Source organism: Saccharopolyspora tripterygii (assembly GCF_054778355.1).
This window is the reverse complement of record NZ_BAAGZP010000007.1, coordinates 86756-111914: the sequence shown is the minus strand read 5'-3', so window position 1 is coordinate 111914 and position 25159 is coordinate 86756. Positions and strand designations below refer to the sequence as shown.

Annotated in this window: 24 protein-coding genes; 6 read left to right on the top strand and 18 right to left on the bottom strand. The window is 70.5% G+C overall.

Annotated features, from left to right (window positions below):
• Positions 1 to 39: 39 nt before the first annotated feature.
• The 3 genes from ACYVF3_RS05265 to ACYVF3_RS05255 form a co-directional block, all read right to left on the bottom strand.
• The gene (locus ACYVF3_RS05265) at positions 40 to 627 is read right to left on the bottom strand and encodes a prepilin peptidase (RefSeq protein ID WP_461153053.1); all 588 of its coding nucleotides are present in this window, start codon (positions 625 to 627) and stop codon (positions 40 to 42) included.
• Positions 628 to 788: 161 nt separating this feature from the next.
• Positions 789 to 1244, bottom strand: coding sequence for a PTS sugar transporter subunit IIA (locus ACYVF3_RS05260; RefSeq protein ID WP_461153052.1), 456 nt, complete (start codon positions 1242 to 1244; stop codon positions 789 to 791).
• On the bottom strand, positions 1241 to 1600 hold the full coding sequence (locus ACYVF3_RS05255) for a glucose PTS transporter subunit EIIB (protein ID WP_461153051.1): 360 nt from the start codon (positions 1598 to 1600) through the stop codon (positions 1241 to 1243). The genes ACYVF3_RS05260 and ACYVF3_RS05255 overlap by 4 nt, the downstream gene beginning before the upstream one ends.
• A gap of 133 nt (positions 1601 to 1733) precedes the next feature.
• On the opposite strand from ACYVF3_RS05255, the gene ACYVF3_RS05250 reads away from it, so the two are divergent.
• From ACYVF3_RS05250 to ACYVF3_RS05240, 3 genes are all read left to right on the top strand, one after another.
• A complete protein-coding gene (locus tag ACYVF3_RS05250) occupies positions 1734 to 2501 on the top strand; it encodes a GntR family transcriptional regulator (protein ID WP_461153050.1) in 768 nt (255 codons plus the stop codon).
• Between the two features lie 88 nt (positions 2502 to 2589).
• Positions 2590 to 3846: a PTS transporter subunit EIIC gene (locus ACYVF3_RS05245; RefSeq protein ID WP_461153049.1), complete on the top strand. Its 1257-nt coding sequence runs from the start codon at positions 2590 to 2592 to the stop codon at positions 3844 to 3846.
• Between the two features lie 41 nt (positions 3847 to 3887).
• Positions 3888 to 4151, top strand: a complete 264-nt coding sequence (locus ACYVF3_RS05240; protein ID WP_461153048.1) for an HPr family phosphocarrier protein — start codon at positions 3888 to 3890, stop codon at positions 4149 to 4151.
• Between the two features lie 116 nt (positions 4152 to 4267).
• Here ACYVF3_RS05240 and ACYVF3_RS05235 read toward each other — a convergent pair whose 3' ends face one another.
• The 14 genes from ACYVF3_RS05235 to aspS form a co-directional block, all read right to left on the bottom strand.
• Positions 4268 to 5125: a shikimate dehydrogenase gene (locus ACYVF3_RS05235; RefSeq protein WP_461153047.1), complete on the bottom strand. Its 858-nt coding sequence runs from the start codon at positions 5123 to 5125 to the stop codon at positions 4268 to 4270.
• The gene (locus ACYVF3_RS05230) at positions 5112 to 6314 is read right to left on the bottom strand and encodes an endolytic transglycosylase MltG (RefSeq protein WP_461153046.1); all 1203 of its coding nucleotides are present in this window, start codon (positions 6312 to 6314) and stop codon (positions 5112 to 5114) included. Before ACYVF3_RS05230 ends, ACYVF3_RS05235 begins: the two co-directional genes overlap by 14 nt.
• Positions 6311 to 6784 (bottom strand): Holliday junction resolvase RuvX, encoded by a 474-nt coding sequence (ruvX, locus tag ACYVF3_RS05225; protein WP_461153045.1) that lies wholly within the window; start codon positions 6782 to 6784, stop codon positions 6311 to 6313. Before ruvX ends, ACYVF3_RS05230 begins: the two co-directional genes overlap by 4 nt.
• Complete coding sequence (gene alaS, locus ACYVF3_RS05220; protein WP_461153044.1) at positions 6781 to 9453, bottom strand: alanine--tRNA ligase; 2673 nt, start codon at positions 9451 to 9453, stop codon at positions 6781 to 6783. Before alaS ends, ruvX begins: the two co-directional genes overlap by 4 nt.
• Before the next feature lie 84 nt (positions 9454 to 9537).
• A complete protein-coding gene (locus ACYVF3_RS05215; protein WP_461153043.1) occupies positions 9538 to 9822 on the bottom strand; it encodes a hypothetical protein in 285 nt (94 codons plus the stop codon).
• Positions 9819 to 10226, bottom strand: coding sequence for a DUF948 domain-containing protein (locus ACYVF3_RS05210; protein ID WP_461153042.1), 408 nt, complete (start codon positions 10224 to 10226; stop codon positions 9819 to 9821). Before ACYVF3_RS05210 ends, ACYVF3_RS05215 begins: the two co-directional genes overlap by 4 nt.
• A gap of 194 nt (positions 10227 to 10420) precedes the next feature.
• Positions 10421 to 11413, bottom strand: a complete 993-nt coding sequence (locus ACYVF3_RS05205; protein ID WP_461153041.1) for a 2-hydroxyacid dehydrogenase — start codon at positions 11411 to 11413, stop codon at positions 10421 to 10423.
• Positions 11414 to 11693: 280 nt separating this feature from the next.
• On the bottom strand, positions 11694 to 13049 hold the full coding sequence (locus ACYVF3_RS05200) for a replication-associated recombination protein A (RefSeq protein ID WP_461153040.1): 1356 nt from the start codon (positions 13047 to 13049) through the stop codon (positions 11694 to 11696).
• 143 nt (positions 13050 to 13192) lie between these two features.
• Positions 13193 to 14731: a SulP family inorganic anion transporter gene (locus tag ACYVF3_RS05195; RefSeq protein ID WP_461153039.1), complete on the bottom strand. Its 1539-nt coding sequence runs from the start codon at positions 14729 to 14731 to the stop codon at positions 13193 to 13195.
• Between the two features lie 60 nt (positions 14732 to 14791).
• On the bottom strand, positions 14792 to 15388 hold the full coding sequence (locus ACYVF3_RS05190; RefSeq protein ID WP_461153038.1) for a carbonic anhydrase: 597 nt from the start codon (positions 15386 to 15388) through the stop codon (positions 14792 to 14794).
• A 50-nt stretch (positions 15389 to 15438) separates the two neighbouring features.
• A complete protein-coding gene (locus tag ACYVF3_RS05185) occupies positions 15439 to 15819 on the bottom strand; it encodes a hypothetical protein (protein WP_461153037.1) in 381 nt (126 codons plus the stop codon).
• A gap of 336 nt (positions 15820 to 16155) precedes the next feature.
• Positions 16156 to 16878 carry a GNAT family N-acetyltransferase gene (locus ACYVF3_RS05180; RefSeq protein ID WP_461153036.1) on the bottom strand — a complete coding sequence of 241 codons (723 nt, stop codon included), beginning with the start codon at positions 16876 to 16878 and terminating at the stop codon, positions 16156 to 16158.
• Positions 16875 to 18083 carry a hypothetical protein gene (locus ACYVF3_RS05175; RefSeq protein ID WP_461153090.1) on the bottom strand — a complete coding sequence of 403 codons (1209 nt, stop codon included), beginning with the start codon at positions 18081 to 18083 and terminating at the stop codon, positions 16875 to 16877. The genes ACYVF3_RS05180 and ACYVF3_RS05175 overlap by 4 nt, the downstream gene beginning before the upstream one ends.
• A gap of 256 nt (positions 18084 to 18339) precedes the next feature.
• Positions 18340 to 20157 carry an aspartate--tRNA ligase gene (gene aspS, locus ACYVF3_RS05170; RefSeq protein WP_461153035.1) on the bottom strand — a complete coding sequence of 606 codons (1818 nt, stop codon included), beginning with the start codon at positions 20155 to 20157 and terminating at the stop codon, positions 18340 to 18342.
• A 433-nt stretch (positions 20158 to 20590) separates the two neighbouring features.
• Between aspS and ACYVF3_RS05165 the strand changes: the two genes are divergently transcribed.
• Positions 20591 to 21685 (top strand): hypothetical protein, encoded by a 1095-nt coding sequence (locus ACYVF3_RS05165; RefSeq protein WP_461153034.1) that lies wholly within the window; start codon positions 20591 to 20593, stop codon positions 21683 to 21685.
• A gap of 359 nt (positions 21686 to 22044) precedes the next feature.
• Entirely contained in the window at positions 22045 to 23115 is a 1071-nt protein-coding gene (locus ACYVF3_RS05160) for a zinc-binding dehydrogenase (RefSeq protein ID WP_461153033.1), read from the top strand.
• A gap of 1 nt (position 23116) precedes the next feature.
• Here the strand turns inward: ACYVF3_RS05160 and ACYVF3_RS05155 are convergent, their stop codons facing one another.
• On the bottom strand, positions 23117 to 23908 hold the full coding sequence (locus ACYVF3_RS05155; protein WP_461153032.1) for a GntR family transcriptional regulator: 792 nt from the start codon (positions 23906 to 23908) through the stop codon (positions 23117 to 23119).
• 130 nt (positions 23909 to 24038) lie between these two features.
• Between ACYVF3_RS05155 and ACYVF3_RS05150 the strand changes: the two genes are divergently transcribed.
• Entirely contained in the window at positions 24039 to 25151 is a 1113-nt protein-coding gene (locus ACYVF3_RS05150) for a TIGR03364 family FAD-dependent oxidoreductase (protein WP_461153089.1), read from the top strand.
• Positions 25152 to 25159: the final 8 nt, after the last annotated feature.

Below are 25159 nucleotides of genomic sequence, written 5' to 3'. Positions count from 1 at the left end.
CCTGCCACGCTCTACCCAGGAGGAACGCGCCCGGGTGGGTCAGGGCCAGGTCAGCGTCACCAGCCAGGACGGAACGATCATCGCCGGACCGTGCGCCACCGCCCCCACCCGCCGCGACAGGGTTGCGACCAGCGTGAACGCGGCCGCGGCGGCGATGATTCCGGCCACGGCCGGCACCGACACCGCTCCTCCGGCGGCACCCAGGACACCGGCGAGCTTGACGTCCCCACCGCCCATAGCCCTCGGTGCCACGAGCCTGACCAGCAGATACGTTCCGCCGAACAGCACCAGACCGGCCACCGAGCCGAGCGCGATCTCCGGCCGGTGCCACGCGGCGAGCCCCAGCAGCGCGGTCAGAACGGGGTAGGCGGGCAGCGTGAGAGCGTCGGGAATCCGGTGAACCCGCAGGTCACAGGCACTGAGGAGAACTCCGCCCCACGCCAGCAGGAGCGGCACCGCGATCCACCACCACGGCATCCCGCGCAGCCCGACCACGGCCCAGGCGACCGCGATCACGCCCTCGCACCACCCCGCGGGCACGACCGCTCCACGACGAAGCCGACCGAGCCACCTGCGCCCCGCCCAACCGGCGAGAACTCCAGCCACACCCAAGATCAACGCGCTCATCCCGGCAGCGTGCCCGGGACTCCGCCGGGCTTGGGGAGGCTCTGGGCGAAGGCCCGCGTGTCGGGAGTGCCTGGTGGGGCCCTGGGCGGTTTTGGTCCGAACCGTCCATGATCAAAGTCCCATTTGCCCGGTCAATTCGGACCAAAACCGCCCATCGGGCCTCAGGCGTCGATGCTGAAGAGGTGGTCGCCCGGGACGACCTGGGTGTCCTCGCGGAGGTCCGCCAGGGACTCGGCCTGGGCTTCCAGCGCCACCACCGGGCAGATCGAGGCGTAGCCCTGAGCCTCCACCTCCGTGGGGTTCCAGGTGACGATCTTCTGCCCCGCCTCCACCGAATCGCCCTTGGCGACGTGCAGCGTGAAGCCCTCGCCCTTGAGCTTGACCGTGTCGATGCCCAGGTGCACCAGCACCGCACCACCGGTCGAAGCGACGATGACGAACGCGTGCGGGTGCAGCGTCGCGACCTGACCCGCGACCGGAGCGACCGCGTCGGCCTCCCCGCCGGAGGGCTTGACCGCGAGACCGGGACCCACCATGGCCTGCGAGAACACCGGGTCCGGGACGTCGCTGAGCGCCGCCGTGAGACCCGCTACCGGGCTGCCGACCTCGGTGCTCACATCAGGTCCTCGATGTCGCCGGCCAGCGTGTCCGCCTCCGGCCCGACCACGACCTGCACGACCGTGCCCTGCAGCATCACGCCGTGCGCGCCGGCGGCCTTGAGACCCGCCTCGTCGATCTTCGAGCCGTCCTCGACCTCGCAGCGCAGCCGCGTGATGCACGGCTCGATCTCGACGATGTTGTCCCCGCCGCCCAGCGCGGAGAGGATCGCCTCGGCCTTGTTCTGAGCCACCACGTGCTCCCTTCGTGCTCCCGCCGCGGATCGAACACCGCAGCGCGACGATCTTGCGCCACGTGATGTCGATGCGGCAACGAAAACGGAGCCTGGTTGACACCTGATCGCATGACGGCGCATTCTTCGCAACCAACTGGTTTAGACCGGACAGTACCAACGAACGGTCACGTTTCTCATCCGAACCAGCGGCGAGTTCGAGACAGCGGATTCGCGACAGGGGCCCGAAGGCCAGGGTGGCACGGCAGGAGGAGGCATGGGCGAAGGACCAAGTTCCGTCCAGCGCGCTCGCTCCAGCGGCCTGCCCGACGGGCCGATGCCGAAACACGCGCAGCTGCGGGAAATCCTGCGCGAACTCGCCGCAGGCGAGCTCCCCCCGGGCGCCGCGGTCCCGTCGGAGCGCGAGCTGGCGCTGCGCTACGGGGTCTCCCGGCTGACGGTGCGCGAGGCGGTCGGCCAGCTGTGCGCCGAGGGCGTCCTGGAGCGGGTGCGCGGCAAGGGCACCTTCACCACGCGCCCGCGCATCGACTGGCAGGTCCACCTGGCCTCGTTCACCGAGGACATGCGCCGCCGGGGGATGCACCCTGAGACCTCGCTCCTCGACGCCCGCGAAGCGGTCCCGCCCCCGGCCACCGCGCAGGCGCTGGGACTGGCACCGCAGGAGACCGCGTTCTGGCTGTTCCGGCTGCGTAAGGCCGACGGGATGCCGATGGCCGTCGAGCGCGGCTGGTACCACCCGGAGGCCACCCCGGGGCTCCTCGACGAAGACCTCACGGCCTCGCTGTACACGCTGCTGTCGCAGCGGTACCGGCTGCCGCTGGAGTCGGGCACGCAGACGGTGCTGGCCGATGACGCCGACGCCGAGACCGCGGGCCTGCTCGGCATCCGCCCCGGCTGCTCGCTGCTGGTGTTCCGGCGGATCTCCACCGCTCGCGGACGGCCGGTGGAGGACATGACCTCCTGGTACCGCGGCGACCGATATCAGGTGACCATGCAGCTCGACCGCGATCCGGCCGAGCTGTGAGGCGAGAACCGGACAACTCGAACCAGCGCACCACCGACATCGTTTGCAATGATCACCCAACCCCGGTGAACCAAGCAGGAGGTATCCGATGAGTTCCACCGCCGCCAGGGCGAAGGGGAGCAACAGAGGGCTCGCGCAGCTGCAGCGCATCGGCCGCAGCCTGATGCTGCCGATCGCCGTGCTGCCGGCCGCGGCCCTGTTGCAGCGGCTCGGCCAGGACGACCTGCTCGGAGCGGAAGGGCTCGGCGCGTCGATGGCGTGGCTGCAGCCGGTCGCCGGGGTCATCGGCGCCGCCGGTGGCGCGCTGTTCGACTACCTCCCGCTGCTGTTCGCCATCGGTGTCGCGATCGGTTTCGCGAAGAAGGCCGACGGTTCGACGGCGCTGTCCGGTGCCGTCGGGTACCTGGTGCTGCACGGCGTGCTGACCCAGATCGCCGGCACCGAGGAGGGGACGTCGTTCAACAAGAGCCCCTACGGCGTGCTCGGCGGCATCGTCGCCGGTCTCGTGGCCGCCTGGCTGTGGCAGCGCTACCACCGCATCAAGCTGCCCGACTACCTGGGCTTCTTCGGCGGCAGGCGGTTCGTGCCGATCGTGACCGCGGTGTCGATGCTGGTCATCGGCGTGGTCATGGGTCTGCTGTTCCCGCTGTTCGACGCCGCGCTGACCGCGTTCTCCGACGCCGTGACCTCCCAGGCCGTCATCGGTGGCGGTCTCTACGGTCTGATCAACCGGTTGCTGCTGCCCTTCGGTCTGCACCACATCCCGAACAACGTCGTCTGGTTCCTCTTCGGCGACTACAACGGCGAGAAGGGCGACATCGCCCGCTTCTTCGCGGGTGACCAGACCGCGGGCACGTTCATGACCGGCTTCTTCCCGATCTTCATGTTCGCGCTGCCCGCGGCGGCGCTGGCGATCTGGCAGTCGGCCAAGCCGGAGCAGCGCAAGGTCGTCGGCGGCGTGATGATCTCGGTCGCGCTGACCTCGTTCCTGACCGGTGTGACCGAGCCGCTGGAGTTCTCGTTCATCTTCGTCGCGTGGCCGCTGCTGCTGATCCACGCGGTGCTGACCGGCACCTCGCTGGCGCTGGTCAACGCACTGGACATCCACTCCGGCTTCGGGTTCTCCGCCGGTGCGATCGACTACCTGCTCAACTTCGGCATCTCCCAGGGCTCGATCTGGCTGATCCCGATCGGCCTGGGCTACGCGGTCATCTACTACGTGGTGTTCCGGTTCGTCATCGCCAAGTGGAACCTGCGCACTCCGGGGCGCGAGGAGGACGACAGCGCCTCGGCCGTTGCGGATAATGCCGGTGGGGACGCCGCGCCGGCCTCCGAGAAGAAGTAGAGGCGGCGCGGGTCGGTTCCCGCCCCCGACGAAGGAGAGACATGTCTGAACGACGGGTCACCGTAGCGAGCAAGGTCGGGATCCACGCGCGGCCCGCGGCGCTGCTCGCCAAGACCGCCGCGGCCCAGCCCGTGGTGATCACCATCCGCAAGGAGGGCAACGAGCCCGTCGAGGCGGGGAGCATCCTCGGGCTGATGACGCTGGGCGCCTCGCACGGCGACGAGGTCATCCTGTCCGCCGAGGGCGACGGCGCGGAAGCGGCCCTCGACGAGGTAGCCAAGCTCGTGGCCACCGACATGGACTGAGACCCACGCGTAGAACGGCGCCCTCCTTCACCGGGGGGGCGCCGTTCTTCGTCTGCGGCTGCGGTGTCGAACGCGGCGGCAGGTCACCGCATTGCCGGATGCGGCTGGGAGCCAGGTCAGAAGGGTAGGGCGTGGCCGGTGGCACGGGCCAGGGCGTCTCGCATGGCTGTGCTGGGGGCCGGGCTCCCGGTGAAGTGCTCGACCTGGCCGAACGCCTGGTGCAGCAGCATGTCCAGCCCGGTCGCCAACCGGCCTCCGACCGCCTCGACCGCTTCCGCCAGCGGCGTCGGCCACGGGTGGTAGATCACGTCCAGCACGCAGGCCGACTTCGCGAGATCCGCCGCGTGCGGATCCACCGCTCCTGCGGGCAGCGTCGAGACGACCACGTCGTGGCTGGTGGCGGCGTCGGCGAGGCTGATCGCGCCGAGGCGCTCGACCCGCACGCGCAGGCCGATCCGCTCCGCCGCCTCCAGCGCCTCGGCCGCCCTGGCCGGTTCGCGCACCGCGAGCGTCGCCTCCGCCAGACCGAGGTCGGCGAACGCGGCGAGCGCCGCCACGGCGGTCCCGCCCGCACCGAGGATCAGCCCCGAACGACCGGCGGTGAACCCGCCCGCCGCGCGCAGGGCGCCGACGACACCGTCCACGTCCGTGCAGTCGGCCAACCAGCTCCCGTCCTCGCGGTGGACCAGCGTGTTCGCCGCTCCCACCGCGTCAGCCCGCTCGGTGACCTCATCGGCCACCCGCAACGCGGCCCGCTTGCCGGGCATGGTCACCGACAGCCCGGCCCACTCCGGGCCGAGACCGCCGACGAACTCGACCAGCCGCTCGGCGTCCGCCTCGACGCGCTCGTAGGTCCAGGGCAGACCCAGCGCGACGTAGGCGGCGCCGTGCAGGACCGGCGACAGCGAGTGCTCGACCGGTGAGCCGAGCACCGCCGCCCGCCGCTCCGCGGCCTGCTGATCAGAACGCGCCACGTGCCTGCGCTTCCTTGATGTAGGCGTCGTGCTGCTCCTGGTTCTCGGCGAAGCAGGAGGTGCCGTCCGGGTAGCACTTCACGAAGTAGCGCCACTCCCCCGGAGCGGGACGTTCGGCCGCCTGCAACGCCTCCTTGCTGAACGCCGAGATCGGCGTCGGCGGCAGCCCGTAGTTCATGTAGGTGTTGTACGGGCCGGGCCGCTGCCGGTCGGAGCTGTTGGTCAGCAACGTCGGCTTGTCCAGCGGGTAGTTGATCGTCGAGTCCAGCCCCAGCCTCATCGCGGGCTGGCCCAGCCGGTTCTCGATGACCCTGGCGACCCGCGGGAAGTCCTTGGCCAGGCCCTCGCTCTGCGTCAGCGAGGCGATGATCATCACCTCGTACGGCGAGTGACCGGTGCTCGCGGCGAGCTTGGGAAGGCCTGCGACCTCCAGCTGCGCCGCCGACTTGGTGACCACGTCGCGCAGCACGTTCTCCGCCGACTCACCGGGCTTGACGTCGTAGACGCCCGGCATGATCAGGCCTTCCAGCCGGCGCCGGGGCTCGGCCTTCGACGCGTCGGCGATCGCCCAGTCCGGCACGCCCATCGCCGCCAGGTCCGCCGTCTCGGCCGCCTTGTGCATCTGCTCGGAGGTGGTGCACGCCTCGTTCTTGTTCGCGCAGGTCGCCTCGGCGAGCCTGGTCAGGATTCCCGGCGTGGTGCCCCCGTTGGGCGCCGCCTGGTCCTCCAGCCGCATGCCACCGCGGATGTCGACCCGACCGACCTTCGCGTCCTCGGACAGGATGTGGCTGACCGCCGCCTTGCCCGACATCTGGTTGCGCATCAGGTAGTAGCCGGGCTGGATCGAGTTGATCTGCTTGTTCTCGGCGGCCGCGGCGGTGAACGCCTTGGTGCTGGCCACCACGTCCTTCTCGGAGAGCGCCTTGCCGATGTCGCCCACGGTGTCGCCGGAGGCGACCTCGACGACGACGCTGCCGTTGCCCTCGCCGTCGTAATCCTCGTAGGAGCCGATCCGCATGATCTGCAGCGCTCCGTAGCCCACGCCGCCACCGACCAGCACCAGGACGAACAGGCCCGCCAGCGCGGTCACCCAGCGACGCCTCTTGCGGCGGCGGAATCGTTCCGGATCGGGGCGTCGTCGGCGGTGTTCGCCGGGCTCATCGGCGAACAATCCGAGATCGTCGGTCACGGGAGTTCCTCTCGTGTTCTCTGCCCCCGGCCGTCCAAGTACGCCTGCAGGATCTCCACCGCTGCCGCTTGGTCGACGACGGCGCGCTGCTTCTTCCCCCGCACGCCGCGTTTCGACAGCTTCCGGCTGGCCGTCACAGTGGTCAACCGCTCGTCGTGGAACCGCACCGGGATCGGTGCGACCTTCTCGATCAGCGCGGCCCCGTAGGCCTGCGCGATCTCCGCAGCGGAACCGTGCCTGCCCGCCAACGTCTTGGGCAAGCCGATCACGATCTCCACCACGTCGTGCTCCGAGACGAGGTCGGCGATCTTCGCGAGATCGGTGCCGCCTTCCTCGTCCCGGCGCAACGTCTCCAGCGGGGTCGCCAGCATCGGAGCGGGATCGCTCAGAGCGACTCCGACCCGGACCGCCCCGACATCGACACCGAGCCGACGTCCCGGACCGGGATCCGCCTGCTGGTGCTCGTTCACCCGCCAGCCACCACCTGATCGACGCCGGTGCGCAGCGCGCTGATGGCGGCCGTGATGCCCGCGGGGTTCGAACCGCCGCCCTGGGCCATGTCCGGCTTGCCGCCACCGCGACCGCCGACCTCGGCGGCGAAGCTGGGAACCAGCTTGCCCGCGGCGATGCCCTGGTCGCGGGCCGCGTCGTTGACGCCGACCACGAAGCTGACCTTGCCCTCGTCGGCGGCGAACAGCGCGACGACCGACGGACGCGAACCCAGTCGGCCGCGGATCTCCCCCGCCAGCGCGCGCAGCGCGTTGCCGTCCACGCCGTCCGGGACCTGCTCGGCCACCAGCGTCACGCCGTGCACGTCGGTGCCCTTGTCGGCGAGCTCACCGGCGGAGTTGAGCACCTGGGAGATGCGCAGCTGCGCGAGCTCCTTCTCGGCGCTGCGCAGCTTGCTGACCACGCCCTGGATGCGCTCGGGCAGCTCCTCGGCGGGAACCTTGAACTGCTCGGCGAGCTGGGTGACCAGCAGGTGCTCCTTGCTGATGTGGCGCATCGCGTCCATGCCGACCAGCGCCTCGACGCGGTGCACGCCGGAACCGACCGAGGAGTCCGACACCAGCTTCACCACGCCCAGGTGGCCGATGCGCGGCACGTGCGTGCCACCGCAGAGCTCGCGGGAGTAGTCGCCCATGTCGACCACGCGGACCTGGTCGCCGTACTTCTCGCCGAACAGCGCCATCGCACCGAGCTCCATCGCCCGGTCCATGCTGGTCGTGTAGGAGTTCACCTCGACGTCGGTCTGCAGGTAGTCGTTGACCTCTTCCTCGACCCCGGCCAGCACGTCCGCCGACACCGCCGAGGGGGCGGTGAAGTCGAAGCGCATCCGGCCCGGCGAGTTCAGCGAACCGGCCTGCGCGGCGCGCTTGCCGTAGGCGCTGCGCACGGCCGCGTGCACCAGGTGGGTCGCGGAGTGCGAGCGCTCGATCGCCTGGCGGCGGCGGGCGTCGACGGAGGTCTCCAGCGTGGTGTCCACGCCCAGCTCGCCCTCCAGGACCTTCGCGCGGTGCACGAAGAGACCGGGGACGCTCCGCTGCACGTCGTAGACCTCGACCGCGACGCCCGGGCCGACCAGCTTGCCGGTGTCGGCGATCTGACCGCCGCCCTCGGCGTAGAACGGGGTGCGGTCCAGGACCAGCTCGACCTCGCTGCCCGCGGCGGCCCGGGACGCGGGCTGCCCGTCGACCAGCAGGCCCAGCACCCGGCTGTGCGACTCCAGATCCGTGTAGCCGATGAACTCGGTCGTGCCGTGCTGGTCGAGCAGAGTGCGGTAGGTCGACAGGTCGCCGTGGCCGGACTTGCGGGCCTTGGCGTCGGCCTTGGCGCGGTTGCGCTGCTCGGCCATCAGGTCCCGGAAGCCCTGCTCGTCAACCGAAAGACCTTGCTCCGACGCCATTTCCAGCGTCAGGTCGATCGGGAAGCCGTAGGTGTCGTGGAGCTGGAAGGCCTTGTCGCCCGCGAGGGTCGCGCCGCCGCTCTTGCGCAGGTCGGTGACGGCCATGTCGAAGATCTTCGACCCGGCGGTCAGCGTCGACAGGAAGGCGTCCTCCTCGTTGCGCATGACCGAGTCGATGCGGTCGAACTGGGTGACCAGCTCGGGGTAGCTCGGCGACATCGCGTCGCGCACGATCTGCGCGAACTCGCCCAGCACCGGCTCCTGCACGCCCAGCAGGCGGGTGGAGCGCACGATGCGGCGCAGCAGGCGGCGCAGCACGTAGCCGCGAGCCTCGTTGCCAGGGGTCACGCCGTCACCGATGAGCATCACGCCGGAGCGGGCGTGGTCGGCGATGACGCGGAACCGCACGTCGTCCTCTTCGGTGGCGCCGTAGCGGCGGCCGGAGAGCTCCTCGGCCTTGGCGATCACCGGCCGGACCAGGTCCGTCTCGTAGACGTTCTCCACGCCCTGCAGCAGGCAGGCCACGCGCTCGACGCCCATGCCGGTGTCGATGTTCTTGGTGGGCAGCTCACCGATCGGCGGGTGACCGTCCTTGGGCGGCAACTCGCCCCTGATGTCCTGCATGAACACCAGGTTCCAGATCTCGATGTAGCGGTCCTCGTCGACGACGGGACCGCCTTCCTTTCCGTAGGCCGGACCGCGATCGTAGTAGATCTCCGAGCAGGGCCCGCCCGGGCCCGGAACGCCCATGTCCCAGTAGTTGTCCTTGGCATCGCGGGTCTGGATCCGCTCGGCCGGGATGCCGCAGACCTTCTGCCAGAGCCCGGCGGCCTCCTCGTCCTTCTCGAAGACCGTCACCCACAGGCGGGCCGGGTCGATGCCGTAGCCGCCGTCCGCCACCGACTTGGTGAGCAGCTCCCAGGCGTTCTCCATGGCGCCTTCTTTGAAGTAATCGCCGAAGGAGAAGTTGCCCGCCATCTGGAAGAACGTGTTGTGCCGGGTGGTCTTGCCGACCTCGTCGATGTCACCGGTGCGCACGCACTTCTGGATGCTCGTCGCCCGCGGGTACGGAGCCGGCGCCTCGCCCAGGAAGTAGGGCTTGAACTGGACCATGCCCGCGTTGACGAACAGCAGCGTCGGGTCGTCGAGGATCAGCGACGCGCTGGGCACGACGGTGTGGCCGCGGCCCTTGAAGTGCTCGGTGAACCGGTGGTTGATGTCGTGGGTCTGCACTGGGAGTCCTTGGGAATTTTGGTCAGGTCACGGACACGGCTGCGGGTGTCGGCGAGCGGCCGGGCGGCGCGGGAAGCGCCGGTGTCAGCGGCCCGCCCGACGAGCTCGCCGCTCGGCGTCGTAATCGGCGGCCACCCGCCGGACCTGGTCGGTGTTCACGACCACATCCTGCAGCTGGTCTTCCCGTTCCTGCATCCCGGCCCGCACGTCGGCACCGAACGAGCCAACCGCTCCGGCGATTTCGCGCATGGCACCGCCGACCTGCTCGGCCATCCCCGTGGGGGTCGCCTTCCGAGCGGTCTCGTTGACCTTGCGGGTCAGCGCGACGCCTGCTGCGATGCCCGCGCCGAACCAGAAAAGGCGCCTCACTTGCGCACCCCTTTGTTCTTGCGGCGGTAGTGCCGTCCGGTCGGTTCCTGCTTCCGCTTGCGGCGGGCCTTCAGCGCCTTGCTCACGCCGTAGGAGAACGCCGCCGTCTTCACGAGCGGGCCACCCAGTGTAGCCGTGAACAGCGACGACAACGCCGAGACGTTGCCGCTGATGGTCTTGGCGTTGGAGGTGATGCCGTCGACTCGATCCAGCTGCGTGTTGACGTGCGTGAGCGTCGTGTTCGCGCCGGTGAAGATCGGGTCGCTGTTCTCCTGCGTCTTCTTGATCGCGGTGCTCGCCTCGTCCAAGGTCTTGCCGAGCTTGATCAGCGGCACCGCCAGCAGCAGGACCAGCAGCACGAACGCTCCGGCGACGATCAGCGCGGCGATCTGCGTGGGCGTCACGTGCCCTCCCGTTTGTCCACGTCATGTCCTTGTCGAACCGGCGACCTGCGCCGGTTCGTTGATCGTGCGCCAGGTTACCGGTGTATCCGCCAGCTACAAGCACCCGGGCCGTCGGGTCGAACCCCTGGTCCGCGCCGCTTCGGCACCCGCCTCACCGGGCCACGACTGGAGGTATCGATGCGGTGACCGGTTGATCACGCGGTGACGGGGGTGAGCGGCGGCTGCCCGGTCAGCACGGCGGCCACGTTGCGCGCGGCCAGCTCGACCATCGCGGTCCGGGTCTCGGTCGTGGCCGATCCCAGGTGCGGGGCGATCGCGACGTTGTCCAGCTCCAGCAAACCGGACTCCACCTCGGGCTCGTTCTCGAAGACGTCCAGCGCGGCCCCGGCGATGCGGCCTTCCTTCAGGGCCTCGGCCAGCGCCTTCTCGTCGATGACCGGGCCGCGGCTGGTGTTGACCACGATCGCGGTGGGCTTCATCAGCGCCAGAGCGGCACCGTCGATGAGGTGGTGGGTGTGCTCGTTGAGCGGGCAGTGCAGGGAGAGGACGTCGGCGGTGCGCAGCAGCTCGTCCTGCGAGAGGTGGCGCGCGTCGAGCTCGGCCTCGACCTCCTGCGCCGCGCGACGACGTCCGGAGTAGGCGATGTGCATGCCGAAGGCGCGGGCCCGGCGGGCCACCGCCCGGCCGATGCCGCCGAGCCCGATGATGCCCAGCGTCTTGCCCTGCAGACCGGTGCCGAGCATGAAGCCGAGGTGGAAGTTCCACGGCGTGCGCGAGCGCAGCAGCCGCTCGCCCTCCCCCAGCCGGCGGGTGACCGACAGCAGCAGCCCGAAGGCGAGGTCCGCGGTGGCGTCGGTGAGCACGCCGGGCGTGTTGGTGACCGCCACGCCGCGCTCGGTGACCGAGGGGACGTCGATGTTGTCGTACCCGACGGCGACGTTGGCCACGACCTTCAGCTGCGCACCGGCGGCGTCGACGAGCCCGGCGTCGACCCGGTCGTGCAGCATCGTCACGACTCCGTCGGCGCCCCGGACCTCGGAGCGGAGTTCGTCGGGGGTCAGCGGGCGGTCCTGGTCGCAGACGCGCACTTCGGCGACGTCGCGGAGCACGGCCAGCGCTGCCTCCGGCACCGTCCTGGTGACCACGACCTCGCCCACATCGACCTCCACGCTCGTTCCGTCCGGCACGCCCGCCACGCTACCGGGCCGGGCACCGCCCGGTTTTGGCCCGGAATGAACCGGCATGACGAACATGATCGTGGCCAGATCCAGGACCAGGAGAGATTCCGGACGGCGCTGCGGGTGCCGGGTACCACGGAGGCGCTGGGGCGCTGGGGCGCCGAGCGACTGGGGGCAGTTTTGGCCCGAACCGCCCCATGATCATATCCGTTTTGCCCGGTCAGTTCGGACCAAAACTGCCCGTCGGCCCACGTCCCCACTGCCCGCCAGGCCTCGTGCTTGGTGGATGTCAGTCCTCGTCGCGGATGATGTTGCGGAGTTTGGGGACTCGGTCGTGGAGGGCGCGTTCGGCACCGCGCGGGGTGGGCTCGTAGTAGTCGCGTCCCAGCAGCGACTCCGGGGCGTACTGCTGGGCGAGGACGCCCTCCGGCTTGTCGTGCGGATAGCGGTAGCCCTTGGCGTTGCCGAGCTTCTCCGCTCCCGAGTAATGCCCGTCGCGCAGGTGCGGCGGGACCGGCCCGCCCTTGCCCGCGCGGACGTCGCCCATCGCCGCGTTGATCGCCGCTATCACCGCGTTGGACTTCGGCGCCGTGGCGAGGTGGATGGTGGCCTGCGCCAACGCCAACCGCCCTTCCGGCATGCCGATGAACTGCACGGCCTGAGCGGCGGCGACGGCCGTCTGCAGCGCGGTCGGATCGGCCATGCCGATGTCCTCGCTGGCGTGCACGACCAGTCGTCGCGCGATGAACCTCGGGTCCTCCCCCGCCTCGACCATCCGCGCCAGGTAGTGCAGCGCGGCGTCGACGTCGGAGCCCCGGATCGACTTGATGAACGCGCTGGTGATGTCGTAGTGCTGGTCGCCGCCGCGGTCGTAGAGCACGGCCGCGCGATCCACCGTGGATTCGACGGTGGCCAGGTCGATCTCCGCGGCACCGTTGGACACCGCCGACTCCGCGGCCGCCTCCAAAGCCGTCAGCGCCCGCCGCGCGTCGCCCTCGGCGAGCGCCACCAGGTGCTCCTCGGCGTCCGCGGCGAGCCCGACGGAGTCACCCAGCCCCCGCTCCTCGGTGACCGCGCGGCGCAGCAGCGAACGGATGTCGTCGTCGTCGAGGCTGCGCAGCTGCAGCACCAGCGACCGCGACAGCAGCGGCGCGACGACGGAGAAGTACGGGTTCTCGGTGGTGGCGGCCACCAGCAGCACGGTCCGGTCCTCGACCGCGCCCAGCAGCGCGTCCTGCTGGGTCTTGGAGAAGCGGTGGACCTCGTCGATGAACAGCACGGTCGCCTCGCCGGAACGCCCGAGGCGGCGGCGCGCCTCCTCGATGACGGCGCGGACCTCCTTCACCCCCGACGACAGCGCCGACAGCGCGGCGAATCGGCGGCCGGTCGCCTTCGAGACGAGGTTGGCCAGCGTCGTCTTGCCCGTGCCCGGCGGGCCGTAGAGCAGCACGGATGCGGGCGCGGCCCCTTCGACGAGCCGCCGCAGCGGAGCCCCCGCGACGAGGAGATGCTGCTGCCCGACGACCTCCTCCAGGGACCGGGGCCGCATCCGCACCGCCAGCGGCGCGTTCTCGGCCAGCTTCTCCCCGGCCTTCTGCTCGGTCTCAGCCCCGAACAACCCCTCGTCGAACAACCCCTCGCTCACGCCCCGAACGCTACCCGTCACCCCCGACTCCACCACCAGCCGCTCCGCACCGGAGCCCGCGCACGGGAACTGCGGTCCCCGCATGCGCGAAGACCGCAGTTCCCGGTGCCTCGACGACCGTCGTCGCCCGTGCTCGACGCTGGTCAGCCGACCTTCGCCGGCATGGCGACCTCGACGCTGCCGTTGTTGCGCCGGTGCTCGGCGACCCAGTTCTCCACGGCCTGGTGGCAGGCGCGGTCCAGGTGCCGGACCGTGCTCAGGTCCAGGTGCACGTGCTTGTGCTGCGGCAGGTTCTCCAGGTGGTCGAGCAGCCGCGGCAGCCGGAGGAAGGTGGCGTTCCCGCCGAGCTCCACGTGCACGTGATCATCGGCGTGCTTGGCGTTCACCGACAACCGGGACACCTCGACGGCGGTCTTGATCACCGCGACGGCCAGACCCGTCACCGTGCCGATGAGCAGGTCGGTGGCCACGATGGTCACCGCCGTCAGCACCAGCACGAAGCCCTCGGACCGGTGCTCGCGCACCAGCTTCGCGACGGCCTTGAGCTCCAGGAGCTTCCACCCGGCCTGGATCAGCAGCGCGGCCAGCACGGCGGTCGGGATGAACGCCAGCAGGCCGGGCAGCAGCACCACGAACAGCAGCAGCCAGAAACCGTGTAGGACGCGCGACAGCTTCGTCTTGGCACCCGCCTGCACGTTGGCGGAGCTGCGCACGATCACCGCGGTCATCGGCAGCGCGCCGAAGGCACCGCAGACCGCGTTGCCCGCGCCCTGCGCGACGAGTTCCTTGTTGTACTGCGTCTTCGGGCCGTCGTGCATGCGGTCGACGGCGGCGGCGCTGAACAGGCTTTCCGCCGAGGCGATCAGCGCGAACGTGAGGATCGAGCCGAGCACGGCCGCGTTGAACGCACCGAAGTCGGTCAGCGCCGGCGGGTTCAGCGAATCCAGCAGCGAGCCGACCTCGATCTTCTGCACCGGCAGGGCCAGCAGCGCGGCGAGGGCGCTGGTGAGCACCACGGCGATCAGCGGACCCGGCACCAGGTTCAGCGGTGCGGGGGCGAACTTCTTCCAGCCGGTCATGACCAGCAGCGCCGCCACGCCGAGCCCGAGGCCGGCGAGGCCCTGCGGCGTGGTCACCATCGCGGTGGCCAGCTCCCCCAGACCGCCGAACTTCTCCCCGGTGGTGTCGGGCTGGGCGAGCCCGCCGACGGGGTAGATCTGGCCGAGGATCAGCACCAGGCCGATGCCGGCGAGCATGCCCTGCACGACCGAGGGCGAGATGGCGCGGAACCAGGTGCCCAGCCGGCTCACGCCGAGAAGGATCTGCACGACTCCGGCGCCGAGCACGATGACGCCGAGCATGCCGAGCCCGTGCTGGCTGACGGCCGAGGCCACCAGCACGGTCAGTCCGGCGGCGGGTCCGGAGACCTGAAGGCTGCTGCCGGGCAGCAGTCCGACGACCAGGCCACCGACGATGCCGGTGACGATGCCCAGTTCGATCGGGACGCCGGATGCCGCGGCCACGCCCACGCACAGCGGGACGGCGACCAGGAACACGACCAGCGAGGCCGCGAAGTCAGCGCCGAGGTGCGGCGGGCGAGGCAATCGCCCGGTTCGTCGTTGGGGCTTGTCTTCCAGTTGCGTGGTCACGATGCCCTCCAGGGCGAAAGCGGTGCGAGGCATCGGCCCCGGGCACCCTGCGCGGCGGGTGCCCGGCGGCGATGCCGTGAACGCGGGATTTCCTTACAGCGGGAGGAAGTCCTGCTCCTCCGCGGACTGCGGCGCGACGTAGACGAGTCCGGTGTCGATCTCGTAGAACCAGCCGTGCAGGCGCAGCCGCCCGGATTCGATCCGGTCCCGGATGAACGGGTATTCGCGCAGCGTGTCCAGCTGCGCGCGCAGGTGCCGCTTGCTCTCGGTGCGGACGGCGGTGTCCTCGGGCTCGGTGGCGACCTGGGCGTCGGTGCCCAGCCAGGTGCACAGCGCGGGCAGCTCGTCGAGCCCGCGGCCGGCGATGGTCAACGCGGTGACCGCACCGCAGTGCGAATGACCGCACACGATGATGTCGGGGATCCCCAGCTGCAGAACCGCGTACTCGATCGTGCCCATCTCACTGGAACCGGAATCCGGCGCGTATTTCGGCACGACGTTTCCGGCAGTTCGCAGTTCGAACAAGGTACCCGACTCCGCACCGGTGATATGGGACGGGGTCACGCGGGAATCTGAACATCCGATGAACAATGCGGAAGGGGACTGGCCTTGTGCCAGCTGCTTGCGCTGGTCAGCGGAAAGCAGGTCGGAGTGACGACGTGCGTGACGCACGAAGTTGTCGAAGCTCATTGTGAATCTCCGGGTCGAATCGGCTCGGAAGAAGTGGGTTTCCGACCCGATCAGTGCCGCATGACCTGCAGCGCCGCCGGAGAATGTCTCATCCTGCTGCGGTCGTCATTCGTCTCCGTCTCAACGTTCGGGACGTACCCGCTGCGGACGAGGACTTCGAAATCCGCCGCGACCCAGCGCGCTTCGCTGCGGAGCAGGTCGCGGTCGTGCTCGTGCCGCAGCTGGGTGCGCCGGTGCGTCGTCAGGCCCGGCAGGCGCTCGCGGAGCTTCTCGCCGTCGCGCTGCTCCTTCGTGTCCGGCTTGTGCTCGCTGGTCGCGGGGCAGCTGACCTGGTTGGCCAGCGCCGCGTCAGTCGGCCCCAGCGCGGCGAGCACGACCGCGAAGAGCAGGAAGAGTCCCGCTCTCGTGATCTGCCATGCTCTGCCGCGCAACGAACGCCTCCCGAAAAAGAGCTGCGGATCCCTTCCGGCGACGCCGACGGCTGCGGGATGAAGGAGCGGAAATGCTCCCGCCCACAATATCGGAAGACCCGGCTTCGCACGCAAGTCATGAGCGGTACGAACCAACCGCGAAACAAATGAAGATTCCTTAATGCGAAGAAGCGCTCGGGCGAGATTCACCCGGTCGCCGGGTGGACGCCACACTCGTGACCGCATTCCGCGACATCCGCGATCACGGTGCGCACTGGAAATGTGATCCGACTAACCGCATCGAGCGATGGGCGGACACCCTCCATTAACCCGAGAAACCTGAAAGAAACATGAGAACTAGCGAACGCGATAATGATATGCGTGCGCGTTGATGAATCCGAGCGTGGCATAACGACTCCGCGCGACCGCGTTGTCGGACTCGACTTGCAGGAAGACGTGCTCCGCGGACGACCACCCGGCTCCCGCGCGCATCAGCGCGGCGGCCACGCCCCGTCGCCGCCAGCGGTCGTCGGTGCGCATCCCGTAGACGCCGCACCAGCCGTCGGCGACGGCGAACATGCCCACCCCGACCGGCGTCCCGCCGCGCACCGCGGTGGCGAAGGCGACCGGCGCGGGCACCCGGTCCAGGCTCGGCTCCGGCGTGCCGCCGACGGCGGCAACCGCGCCCAGCCAGCGCGGTTTGGGCGAGTCGTCCAGCAGGACCTCGAAGTCCTGCGCCGGGCACGCTTGCAGCAGCGCGTCCCGCGAGGTCCGCATGACCGCGGTGGGCGCCTCAGCCCGGTAGCCGCGCGCGGCCAGCAGCTCGTCCAGCACCGAGCGCTCGTCGAGCGGGCTGACCTGCACGATCACCGGGCTGGAGCGCTCCGCGTAGAAGCGCTCGACGGTCTCGATCGCCGATTCCGGATCGTCCGGCGGACCGATCGGCAGCGCCGAGTTCGAACGGCGGCGCCGGAGCAGGTCGCAGTGCCGCAGCAACCACCCGTCGCGCCGCAGCGCCGTGGTGGTCGGCCAGGTCGCCACCGCGGCGCGTTCGATGTCGAGCGTGGCGGGATGGCTCATTCGGTGCGGAACGCGGGGTAGGGCTGCAGGTGCAGCGCGCCCGCCCCGAAGCGCTCCACCAGCGCGTCGATCATCGCGTCCGCGAACTCCGCCACGTCGGTCAGCTGCGCGTCCTGCGCGTCGGAGCGCAGGTGCCGCCAGCGGTCCACCAGCGCGGTGCTGCGGCGCGGCGAGGGCTGATGCAGGTCGATCGGCCGGTCGTTCTCACCGGTGCGCGGCAGGAACCACCACGTCGACACCCACACCCACAGCAGCTGGGCGTTGAACAGCCTGGGCAGCAGCACCTCGTCGGAGTCCAGCTCCGGCCACACCTCGGCGATCTCCGAGCGCCAGGTCGCGAGCATGTTCTGCGCCAGGTTCTCGGGTAAGGCGTAGGAGCACCACGAGGACGGGAACGGGTACTGCAGGTAGGCGGCGTCCATCGCGACGTCGCGCACGCAGCCCCACTCGAAGTCCAGGAACCGGACCCCGCTGGACCCGGTGACCAGGCTGTTCTCCGGGCAGATGTCGGACGGGCTGAACGCCTGGTAGCGGCTCGATCCCAGCTGTTCGGAGGCGGCGGTGAGCCGCTCGACCAGCTCCGGCGGTGTGTCCACGCCGAGGATCTGGCTGAGCAGCTCGGGCAGCTCGCCGACCGAGGTGACGATGTCGTCGGAGACCGGGTCGGTCCACGACTTGGCGCCGAGCCTGCGCATCAGCGCGTCGAAGTCGGCGGCGCAGCCGGCGGTGGTGCTGTGCAGCCTGCCCAGCGCGCGCGCCCACGCGAGCAGCGCCCGCTCGGCGGCGCGCGGGTCCTCGCCGAACAGCACGTCGGCGAGCGTGGAACCGCGGCCGAGGTCTTCGAGCACCAGCAGGCGCTCGTTGACGTCGTGCGCGATGAGCTCCGGGCTGACCCGCGCTTCCGGTGGCAGCGCGGTGGTCAGCTGGCAACTTGCCGCCTCGTGCGCGAACGGGTCCGAGCGCGCCTCGGGCGGGCACTCTCCGTAGTGCTTGACGACCACGGTCCGCGGCAGTTCGAACGGCGATTCGGCGATCCGCACCCGCAGCACGACCGAGCGGTCACTGCCGCCCAGGTCCTCCGCGTCGGCAAGCCGCACCGGAGCTCCGGTCCTCTTGCCCAGCACCGCTTCTGCGGTGGCCACCGTGTCGGTCGCCTCGGTGCTGGCCGGGACCCGGACCTCCGGGGGGCCGGTGGTGATCTCCACGCTCATCGTCTCCAGACACTACCCCCAGAACCTGCATCACCAGGGCCATGACCGGTCAAGTGACACCCGACCGGCCAGCCGTCGTGCGCTCTGCGTGTTCACCCTGGAACTCCAGCGCACACGACCCCCGTAGACGTTGACGGAACGGACCTCCGGCGACGTTGCACGGGTGCCGGACGAACTCCGCGAACCCCCGCGGACGAACGAGCCCGGCCGAGCGCGCGGCTCGGCCGGGCAGCGCTCGGCGGCAGCGACGTCAGCTCTGCGGCTCGGACTTGTCCGCCTCGGTCTTGGACGCCTCGGCCTTGGACGGCTTCAGCTTCGCGTCGATGCCGGCCTCCTTGCGCTGGGCGTCGGTGATCGGCGCCGGCGCGGCGGTCAGCGGGTCGAACCCGCCGCCGCTCTTCGGGAAGGCGATGACGTCGCGCAGCGACTCGGCACCGGCCAGCAGCATGCAGATCCGGTCCCAGCCGAAGGCGATGCCGCCGTGCGGCGGAGCGCCGTACTTGAAGGCCTCCAGCAGGAAGCCGAACTTCTCCTGCGCCTGGTCCTCGGTGATCCCCAGCAGCTCGAACACCCGCTCCTGCAGGTCCGGCCGGTGGATACGGATGGATCCGCCGCCGATCTCGTTGCCGTTGCAGACGATGTCGTAGGCCCAGGCCAGCGCGTTCTCCGGGTCCTTCTCGAAGGTGTCGATCCAGTCGGCGTTGGGCGAGGTGAACGGGTGGTGCACCGCGGTCCACTTGCCGCTGCCGACGGCGACGTCGCCGGACTCCATGTCCTCGACGGGCTCGAACATCGGGGCGTCGACGACCCACACGAACGACCACGCGTCGTGGTCGATGAGGCCGCAGCGCTCACCGATCTCCAGGCGGGCCGCGCCGAGCAGCGCGCGAGCCGACGCGCGGCCGCCCGCGCCGAAGAAGACGCAGTCGCCCGGGTTCGCGCCGACGGCCTTGGCCAGGCCCTCGCGCTCGGTGTCCGAGAGGTTCTTGGCGACCGGGCCGGACAGCTCACCGTCCTGGCCGACGAGCACGTAGGCCAGTCCCTTGGCGCCGCGCTGCTTGGCCCAGTCCTGCCAGGCGTCGAGCTGGCGGCGCGGCTGGTCGGCGCCACCGGGCATGACCACGGCACCCACGTAGGGCGCCTGGAACACGCGGAACGGCGTGTTCGCGAAGTACTCGGTCATCTCGGTGAGTTCGAGGCCGAAGCGCAGGTCGGGCTTGTCGGTGCCGTAGCGGGCCATCGCCTCGGCGTAGGTGATCCGCGGGATCGGGCGCGGGATCTCGTGGTCGACCAGCTTCCACAGGCCGGCCAGGATCTCCTCGCCGAGCTCGATGACGTCGTCCTGCTCGACGAAGCTCATCTCGACGTCGAGCTGGGTGAACTCCGGCTGCCGGTCGGCGCGGAAGTCCTCGTCCCGGTAGCAGCGGGCGATCTGGAAGTAGCGCTCCATGCCGCCGACCATCAGCAGCTGCTTGAACAGCTGCGGCGACTGCGGCAGCGCGTACCAGCTACCGGGCTGCAGGCGGGCGGGGATCAGGAAGTCGCGGGCGCCTTCCGGGGTGGAGCGCGTCATCGTCGGCGTCTCGATCTCGACGAAGTCGCGGCCGTGCAGCGTCTCGCGCGCGACGCGGTTGACGTCGCTGCGCATCCGCATGATCCGCGCGGGCTCGGTGCGGCGCAGGTCCAGGTAGCGGTGCTTGAGGCGGATCTCCTCGCCGACCTCGAGGTGCTCGTCGAGCGGGAACGGAAGCGGCGCCGCCTCGCTGAGCACCTCCAGGTCGGTGACGGTGACCTCGATGGAACCGGTGGGGATCTCCGGGTTTTCGTTGCCCTCGGGGCGAACGACGACCTCACCGGTGATCTTGATGCAGAACTCGGCGCGCAGCCGGTGCGCGCGCTCCGCCATCTCGCCCTCGCGGAAGACCACCTGGGAGACGCCCGAAGCGTCGCGCAGATCGATGAAGATGACCCCGCCGTGATCGCGACGGCGCGCCACCCACCCGGCGAGGGTGACGGTCTGCCCGGCATGACCGGCGCGGAGCGATCCGGCCTCGTGCGTGCGCATCACGGGTACTGATCTCCTTCTTCCGCTACTCGAGCGTTCGACATCGTTGGTCGGTTCCCACGCGCGTGAGCAGGCGGGACGCGAGCTTCCAGGCTAGCCAACCTGCCCCGACCGATCGCGAGCAGGGCAGCGGCCGCCCCGGGGCGCGCGAGCCGGGCGGATCGGAGGCTCGGCCGCACCTCATCAGGCTGCCAGGGCGGGGCAAGCCATTTTCGCTGATGGAGATCGACAATTCCCGGTTTTCTCCGACTCGGCGCCAGCCGAGTGAACAATGTGGGACGTTGCATACGTGTGGAAGAGAGGAACAACAAAACACAGGCATCGCCCGAGGTGGGCTACTCCTAAAGTGGGAGCCGCCTACCGGAACTCGGTCGTTGCGCAACAGTGACCCACTGATTAGCGTAAGTTCGGAATTCGCCGGACACGAGGAGTAACGATGACCGGCCCGAAAACCGAGGCCCGCCCGACCGCCCGACCAGCCGTTCGCGGCATGCAGCAGGGCGCCCCGCAGGCCCACCCGACCCAGCAGCCACCTCCCCAGGCCACGAAGCCGCAACCGACGCAGCAGGCCAACACGATCTCGGCCGAGCTGGCGGAACTGCTCCGAACGGGTCCGTTCGAAGCCGCTCTGCGCACCGCGATCCGATCAAGCCGCCTGAGCCTGGAGCGCATCCAGCACCGCCTGCGCGCCCGGGGCACGCCGGTCAGCATCACGGCGCTGAGCTACTGGCAGTCCGGGCGACGTCGTCCCGAGCGCCCCGATTCGCTGCTGGCGCTGGCCCAGTTGGAGCAGGTGCTGGGCGTTCCGGAGAGCTCCCTGTCCGCGCTGCTCGGCCCGCCGCGCCCGCGCGGCCGCACCCGCCAGGCGTCGACCGAGGCGCCGCCGCTGAGCGCGCTGTGGTCGGAGCACGAGTCGGCCGCCGAACTGCTCACCAAGATCGACACCAACCACGACAGCAAGCTCACCCGCCTGTCGCACCACGACGTGGTGCACATCGACCAGCGCGGTGACCTGCGAAAGATCCGCACCCGCAAGCTCGTTCGCGCCGAAGCCAACAACGCGGACCGCTGGGTGATCATGTTCGACGGCGCGTCCTCGGTGGCCACGCCGCCGATCATCCGCCCGATCCGCTCGTGCCGGCTGGGCCAGGTGCTCACCGACCACGCCCGCGATCTGGTGGTCGCCGAGCTGCTGTTCGACCACGCGCTGGCACGCGGCGAAACGCTGCTGCTGGAGTACGAGATCATCGACCCGCCGACCGGGCCGAACGAGGTGGACCACAGCTTCTGCCGGCTCTTCCGGCTGCCGGTGCGGCAGTACGTGGTGGAGATGCAGTTCGATCCGGCGCACCCGCCCGCGGGCTGCGAGAGCTACGTCGGCGACTCGGCGATGCAGGAGGCCGAGCAGCCCAAGTCGCTCCAGGTGGATCGATTCGGGCGCGCGCACGCGGTCGCGCTGGACTTCGGCATGGGAGTCTTCGGCGTTCGCTGGGAGCCCGAGGTGCAGGTCGAACCGGAGATCGCGGAGTAACCCTGTTCAGCGACCTGCCATCACCCACCCCTCTGCACGCACCGTAACGAAACTCGAATAATTCAAGAAAAGACGAAACCCCAGTTCGCACTCGTCTTCACATTCGGGAAACAATGGCCGAACGCGTGCGCGAACACCAAGCAATTCCGGATTGCAACCGCTCGAACCGAAAGCGCCGGCGGTTTCCGGAAATCGCCAAGAGGCCGAGCCGCAGCACCTCCGACGGAGGTCAGCGCAGGCTCGGCCTCGCTGCGTTCCAGACCCCTCGCCAGGCGAGACGCCGACGGGACATGACCTGTCGGTGAACACTCCCCGACTTGTCTATACAGGCGGTCGGCGGAGTGGGCAGGGTGGAGGTCATGAGCTCCGCGACCCGCCTCCTCGAATCCGCCCGATCGGCCAGGTGGGAGGGCGTCGGTGAGCCGTTCCGCGTCATCGAGACGTCCTTGCCCGGGGCCCTGGGCGACGGCGAGGTGCTCGTCGAGATCGAGCTGGCGACGGTGTGCGGCAGCGACCTGCACACCGTCACCGGCGACCGGCCCGGCCCGGCTCCCGGCGTGCTCGGGCACGAGCAGGTCGGTCGGGTCGTGGCCGTCGGCCCCGATGCGCCCCGATGCCTCGACTCCACTCCGGTGACGCCGGGGCTGCGCGTGGTCTGGTCGGTGGCCGCGTCCTGCCTGCGCTGCGCGCGGTGCCTGGCGGGGATGCCGCAGAAGTGCCTGCACCTGCGCAAGTACGGGCACGAGGCCTGGGACGAGGACAGCCCGCTGCGCGGTGGTTTCGCCACGCACTGCCTGCTGCTGCCGGGGACCGCGATCGCCGCGATCGACGAGTCGGTGCCCGCCGAGGTCGCGGCGCCGGTGTCCTGCGCGACGGCGACGGTCGCGGCCGTGGTGGACGCCGCGGGACCCATCGCGCCGGGAACCCGGGCGCTGGTCAACGGCGCCGGGATGCTCGGGCTGACGGCGGTGGCGATGCTCTCCGCCTCCGGTGCCCGGGTGGTGGCGGTCGATCCGCACCCCGAGCGCCGAGCGCAAGCCCTGCGGTTCGGGGCCGCCGAAGCGCAGCCGGTCGGCGCACCGATCGGTGACTGCGACGTCGCGCTGGAGCTCTCCGGTGCCCCCGAAGCCGTGCAGTCCTGCCTCGACTCGCTGTCGGTGGGCGGCGTCGCCGTGCTCGCCGGCTCGGTGTCGCCGGGCCCAGCCGTCCGCCTCGATCCGGAGAGCCTGGTGCGCGGGCTGCACCGGATCGTCGGCGTGCACAACTACCACCCGCGCGACCTGCAGGCGGCGGTCGACTTCATCACCGAGCACCACCGCACCCGCCCGTTCGCCGAGCTGGTCACCGGTCACCACCGGCTGGACGAGCTCGATGCGGCCTTCGCCGCCGCGCGACGAGGCGAAGCCCCCCGGCAGGCGGTCGCCCCCTGAATCAGGACCTGGCGACCTCGGCCGCGGCGGACGGCGTGAACTCGCCCGCCCAGGCGGGTCCGGAGCGGGTCACGTCAGCCCTCCGGCTGCGGGTGTTGGTCACCGTCACCGAGGCGACGTCCGGCCGGTAGCGGTCCTCGGAGCACTCCAGCGGGGTCCCCGCGGAATCCGTGGTGACCCGGCGCTCCCGGAGCAGCGGCGCGCCTTCGCCGACCTCCAGCAGGCGCGCGTCGGTCGGATCGGCGGCCACCGCGTCGAAGGTGTGCCGCGCGGCGTTGAGGTCGACCCCGCGCTCGGTGAGGTAGGCGTAGATCGACCCGGCGTCGAGATCGGCGTCGAGCAGCGGGCGACCGATCTGCTCGCGGTAGGTCATCCGCTCCAGCATCGCGGGCCTGCCGTCGAGCAACCGCAGCCGCAGCAGCTGGACCGCCAGGGCGCCGGGTTCGAGCTGCAGCGCGGCGGCGATCGCCGGTTCGGGCCTGCGCAGCGCGATCTCCTGCAGCTGCTGCCCGGGGACGTGCCCGGTGATCTCGGCGCGCCGGGTGAACGACAGGAACGATTCGAACGGCTGGCTCGGCACGGCGTCGAGGACCACCGGCCGCTTGCCCTTGCCGCCGCCGATCAGCCCCTCGTCGCGCAGCGCGGCCAAGGCCTGGCGGATGGGTCCGCGCGAGACCGAGAACTCCTGGCAAAGCTGGGATTCCGAGGGCAGGGACTCGCCCACCGCGATGTCCCCCGACCGGATGCGCTGCCGCAGTTCTCCCGCCAGTGCGCGGTGCAGTGGAGTCGTCACGAACTGGACTATACAAGCTCAGGCCGCGCGGAGATGGACGACCGGAAATGCCTGGTTGAACAGCGGATTACTTGTACATACAAGTCATTGACCTGCTCCGACGTCCGCTGACACCGTGAGCGCCGTGAGCATGTCGAGCAGTTCTCCCGACCTGGTGGTCGTCGGTGCCGGGATCGTCGGTCTCGCGCACGCCGTGGACGCCGTCGAACGCGGCATGTCGGTCACGGTCGTCGAACGCGACGAGCGCGCCGTCGGAGCCTCCGTCCGCAACTTCGGGCACGCCTGCATCACCGCCCAGGAGGGCGAGGCCCTGCGCTTCGCCGAGCGGGCCCGGACGACCTGGCTGCGGCTCGGCCGTGAGGCGGGTTTCGAGGTCTCCGAGTGCGGCACGGTGGTGGTCGCCCGGTCGGCCGAGGAGTCCGCCGCGCTGGACGAGCTCGCCGCCAGCCGAGGGCCGGACCAGGTCCGGTTGCTCACCGCCACCGAAACCGCTTCCGCCGGACCGGTTTCGGCCGACGGACTGGAAGGCGGCGCGCTGCTCGCCCGCGACCTGCGCGTCGACCAGCGTCGCGCCGCCGCGGCGATCGCCGACTGGCTCGCCGCGCAGCCCGGGGTCCGGTTCCTGTGGTCCACCCCGGTGCTCGGCGTCGAAGACGGCCTCGTGCGCACCGGCAGGGGCCCGGTGCGCGGTGATCGCGTCGTGGTGTGCGCCGGTCACGACCTCGACCGGATCTTCCCGGAGGCCGCGAAATCCGCAGGGATGCGCCGGTGCGTCCTGCAGATGCTGCAGGTGCGGGCACCCGGCCTGCGCCTGGACCCGGCGCTGCTGACCGGCACCTCGATGCTGCGCTACCCGGCGCTGGCCGGGACCGGGGGTGCCCGAGCGCTGCGCGACCGGTTGAGCCTCCAGCGCCCGGAACTGCTGGAGGCGTCGGTCAACCACATGCTCACCCAGCTGCCGGACGGCGACCTCGTCGTCGGCGACACCCACGCCTACGCCCGCACACCCGAACCGTGGTCGTCGGAGGAGTTCGACCGGCTCCTGCTCGCCGAGACCCGCGCGCTGCTCGGCCGCGACGACCTCGCCGTGGTGCGCCGCTGGCAGGGCGTCTACGCCTCGGCCGAGGGCGAATTCCTCCGCGCCCGCCTCTCCCCCGGCGTCACCGCCGTCGCCGTGACCTCCGGAATCGGTATGACCACCGCTTTCGGGCTCGCTCCCTCCGTCATCGACTCCCTCCTCTAGAACCTGGA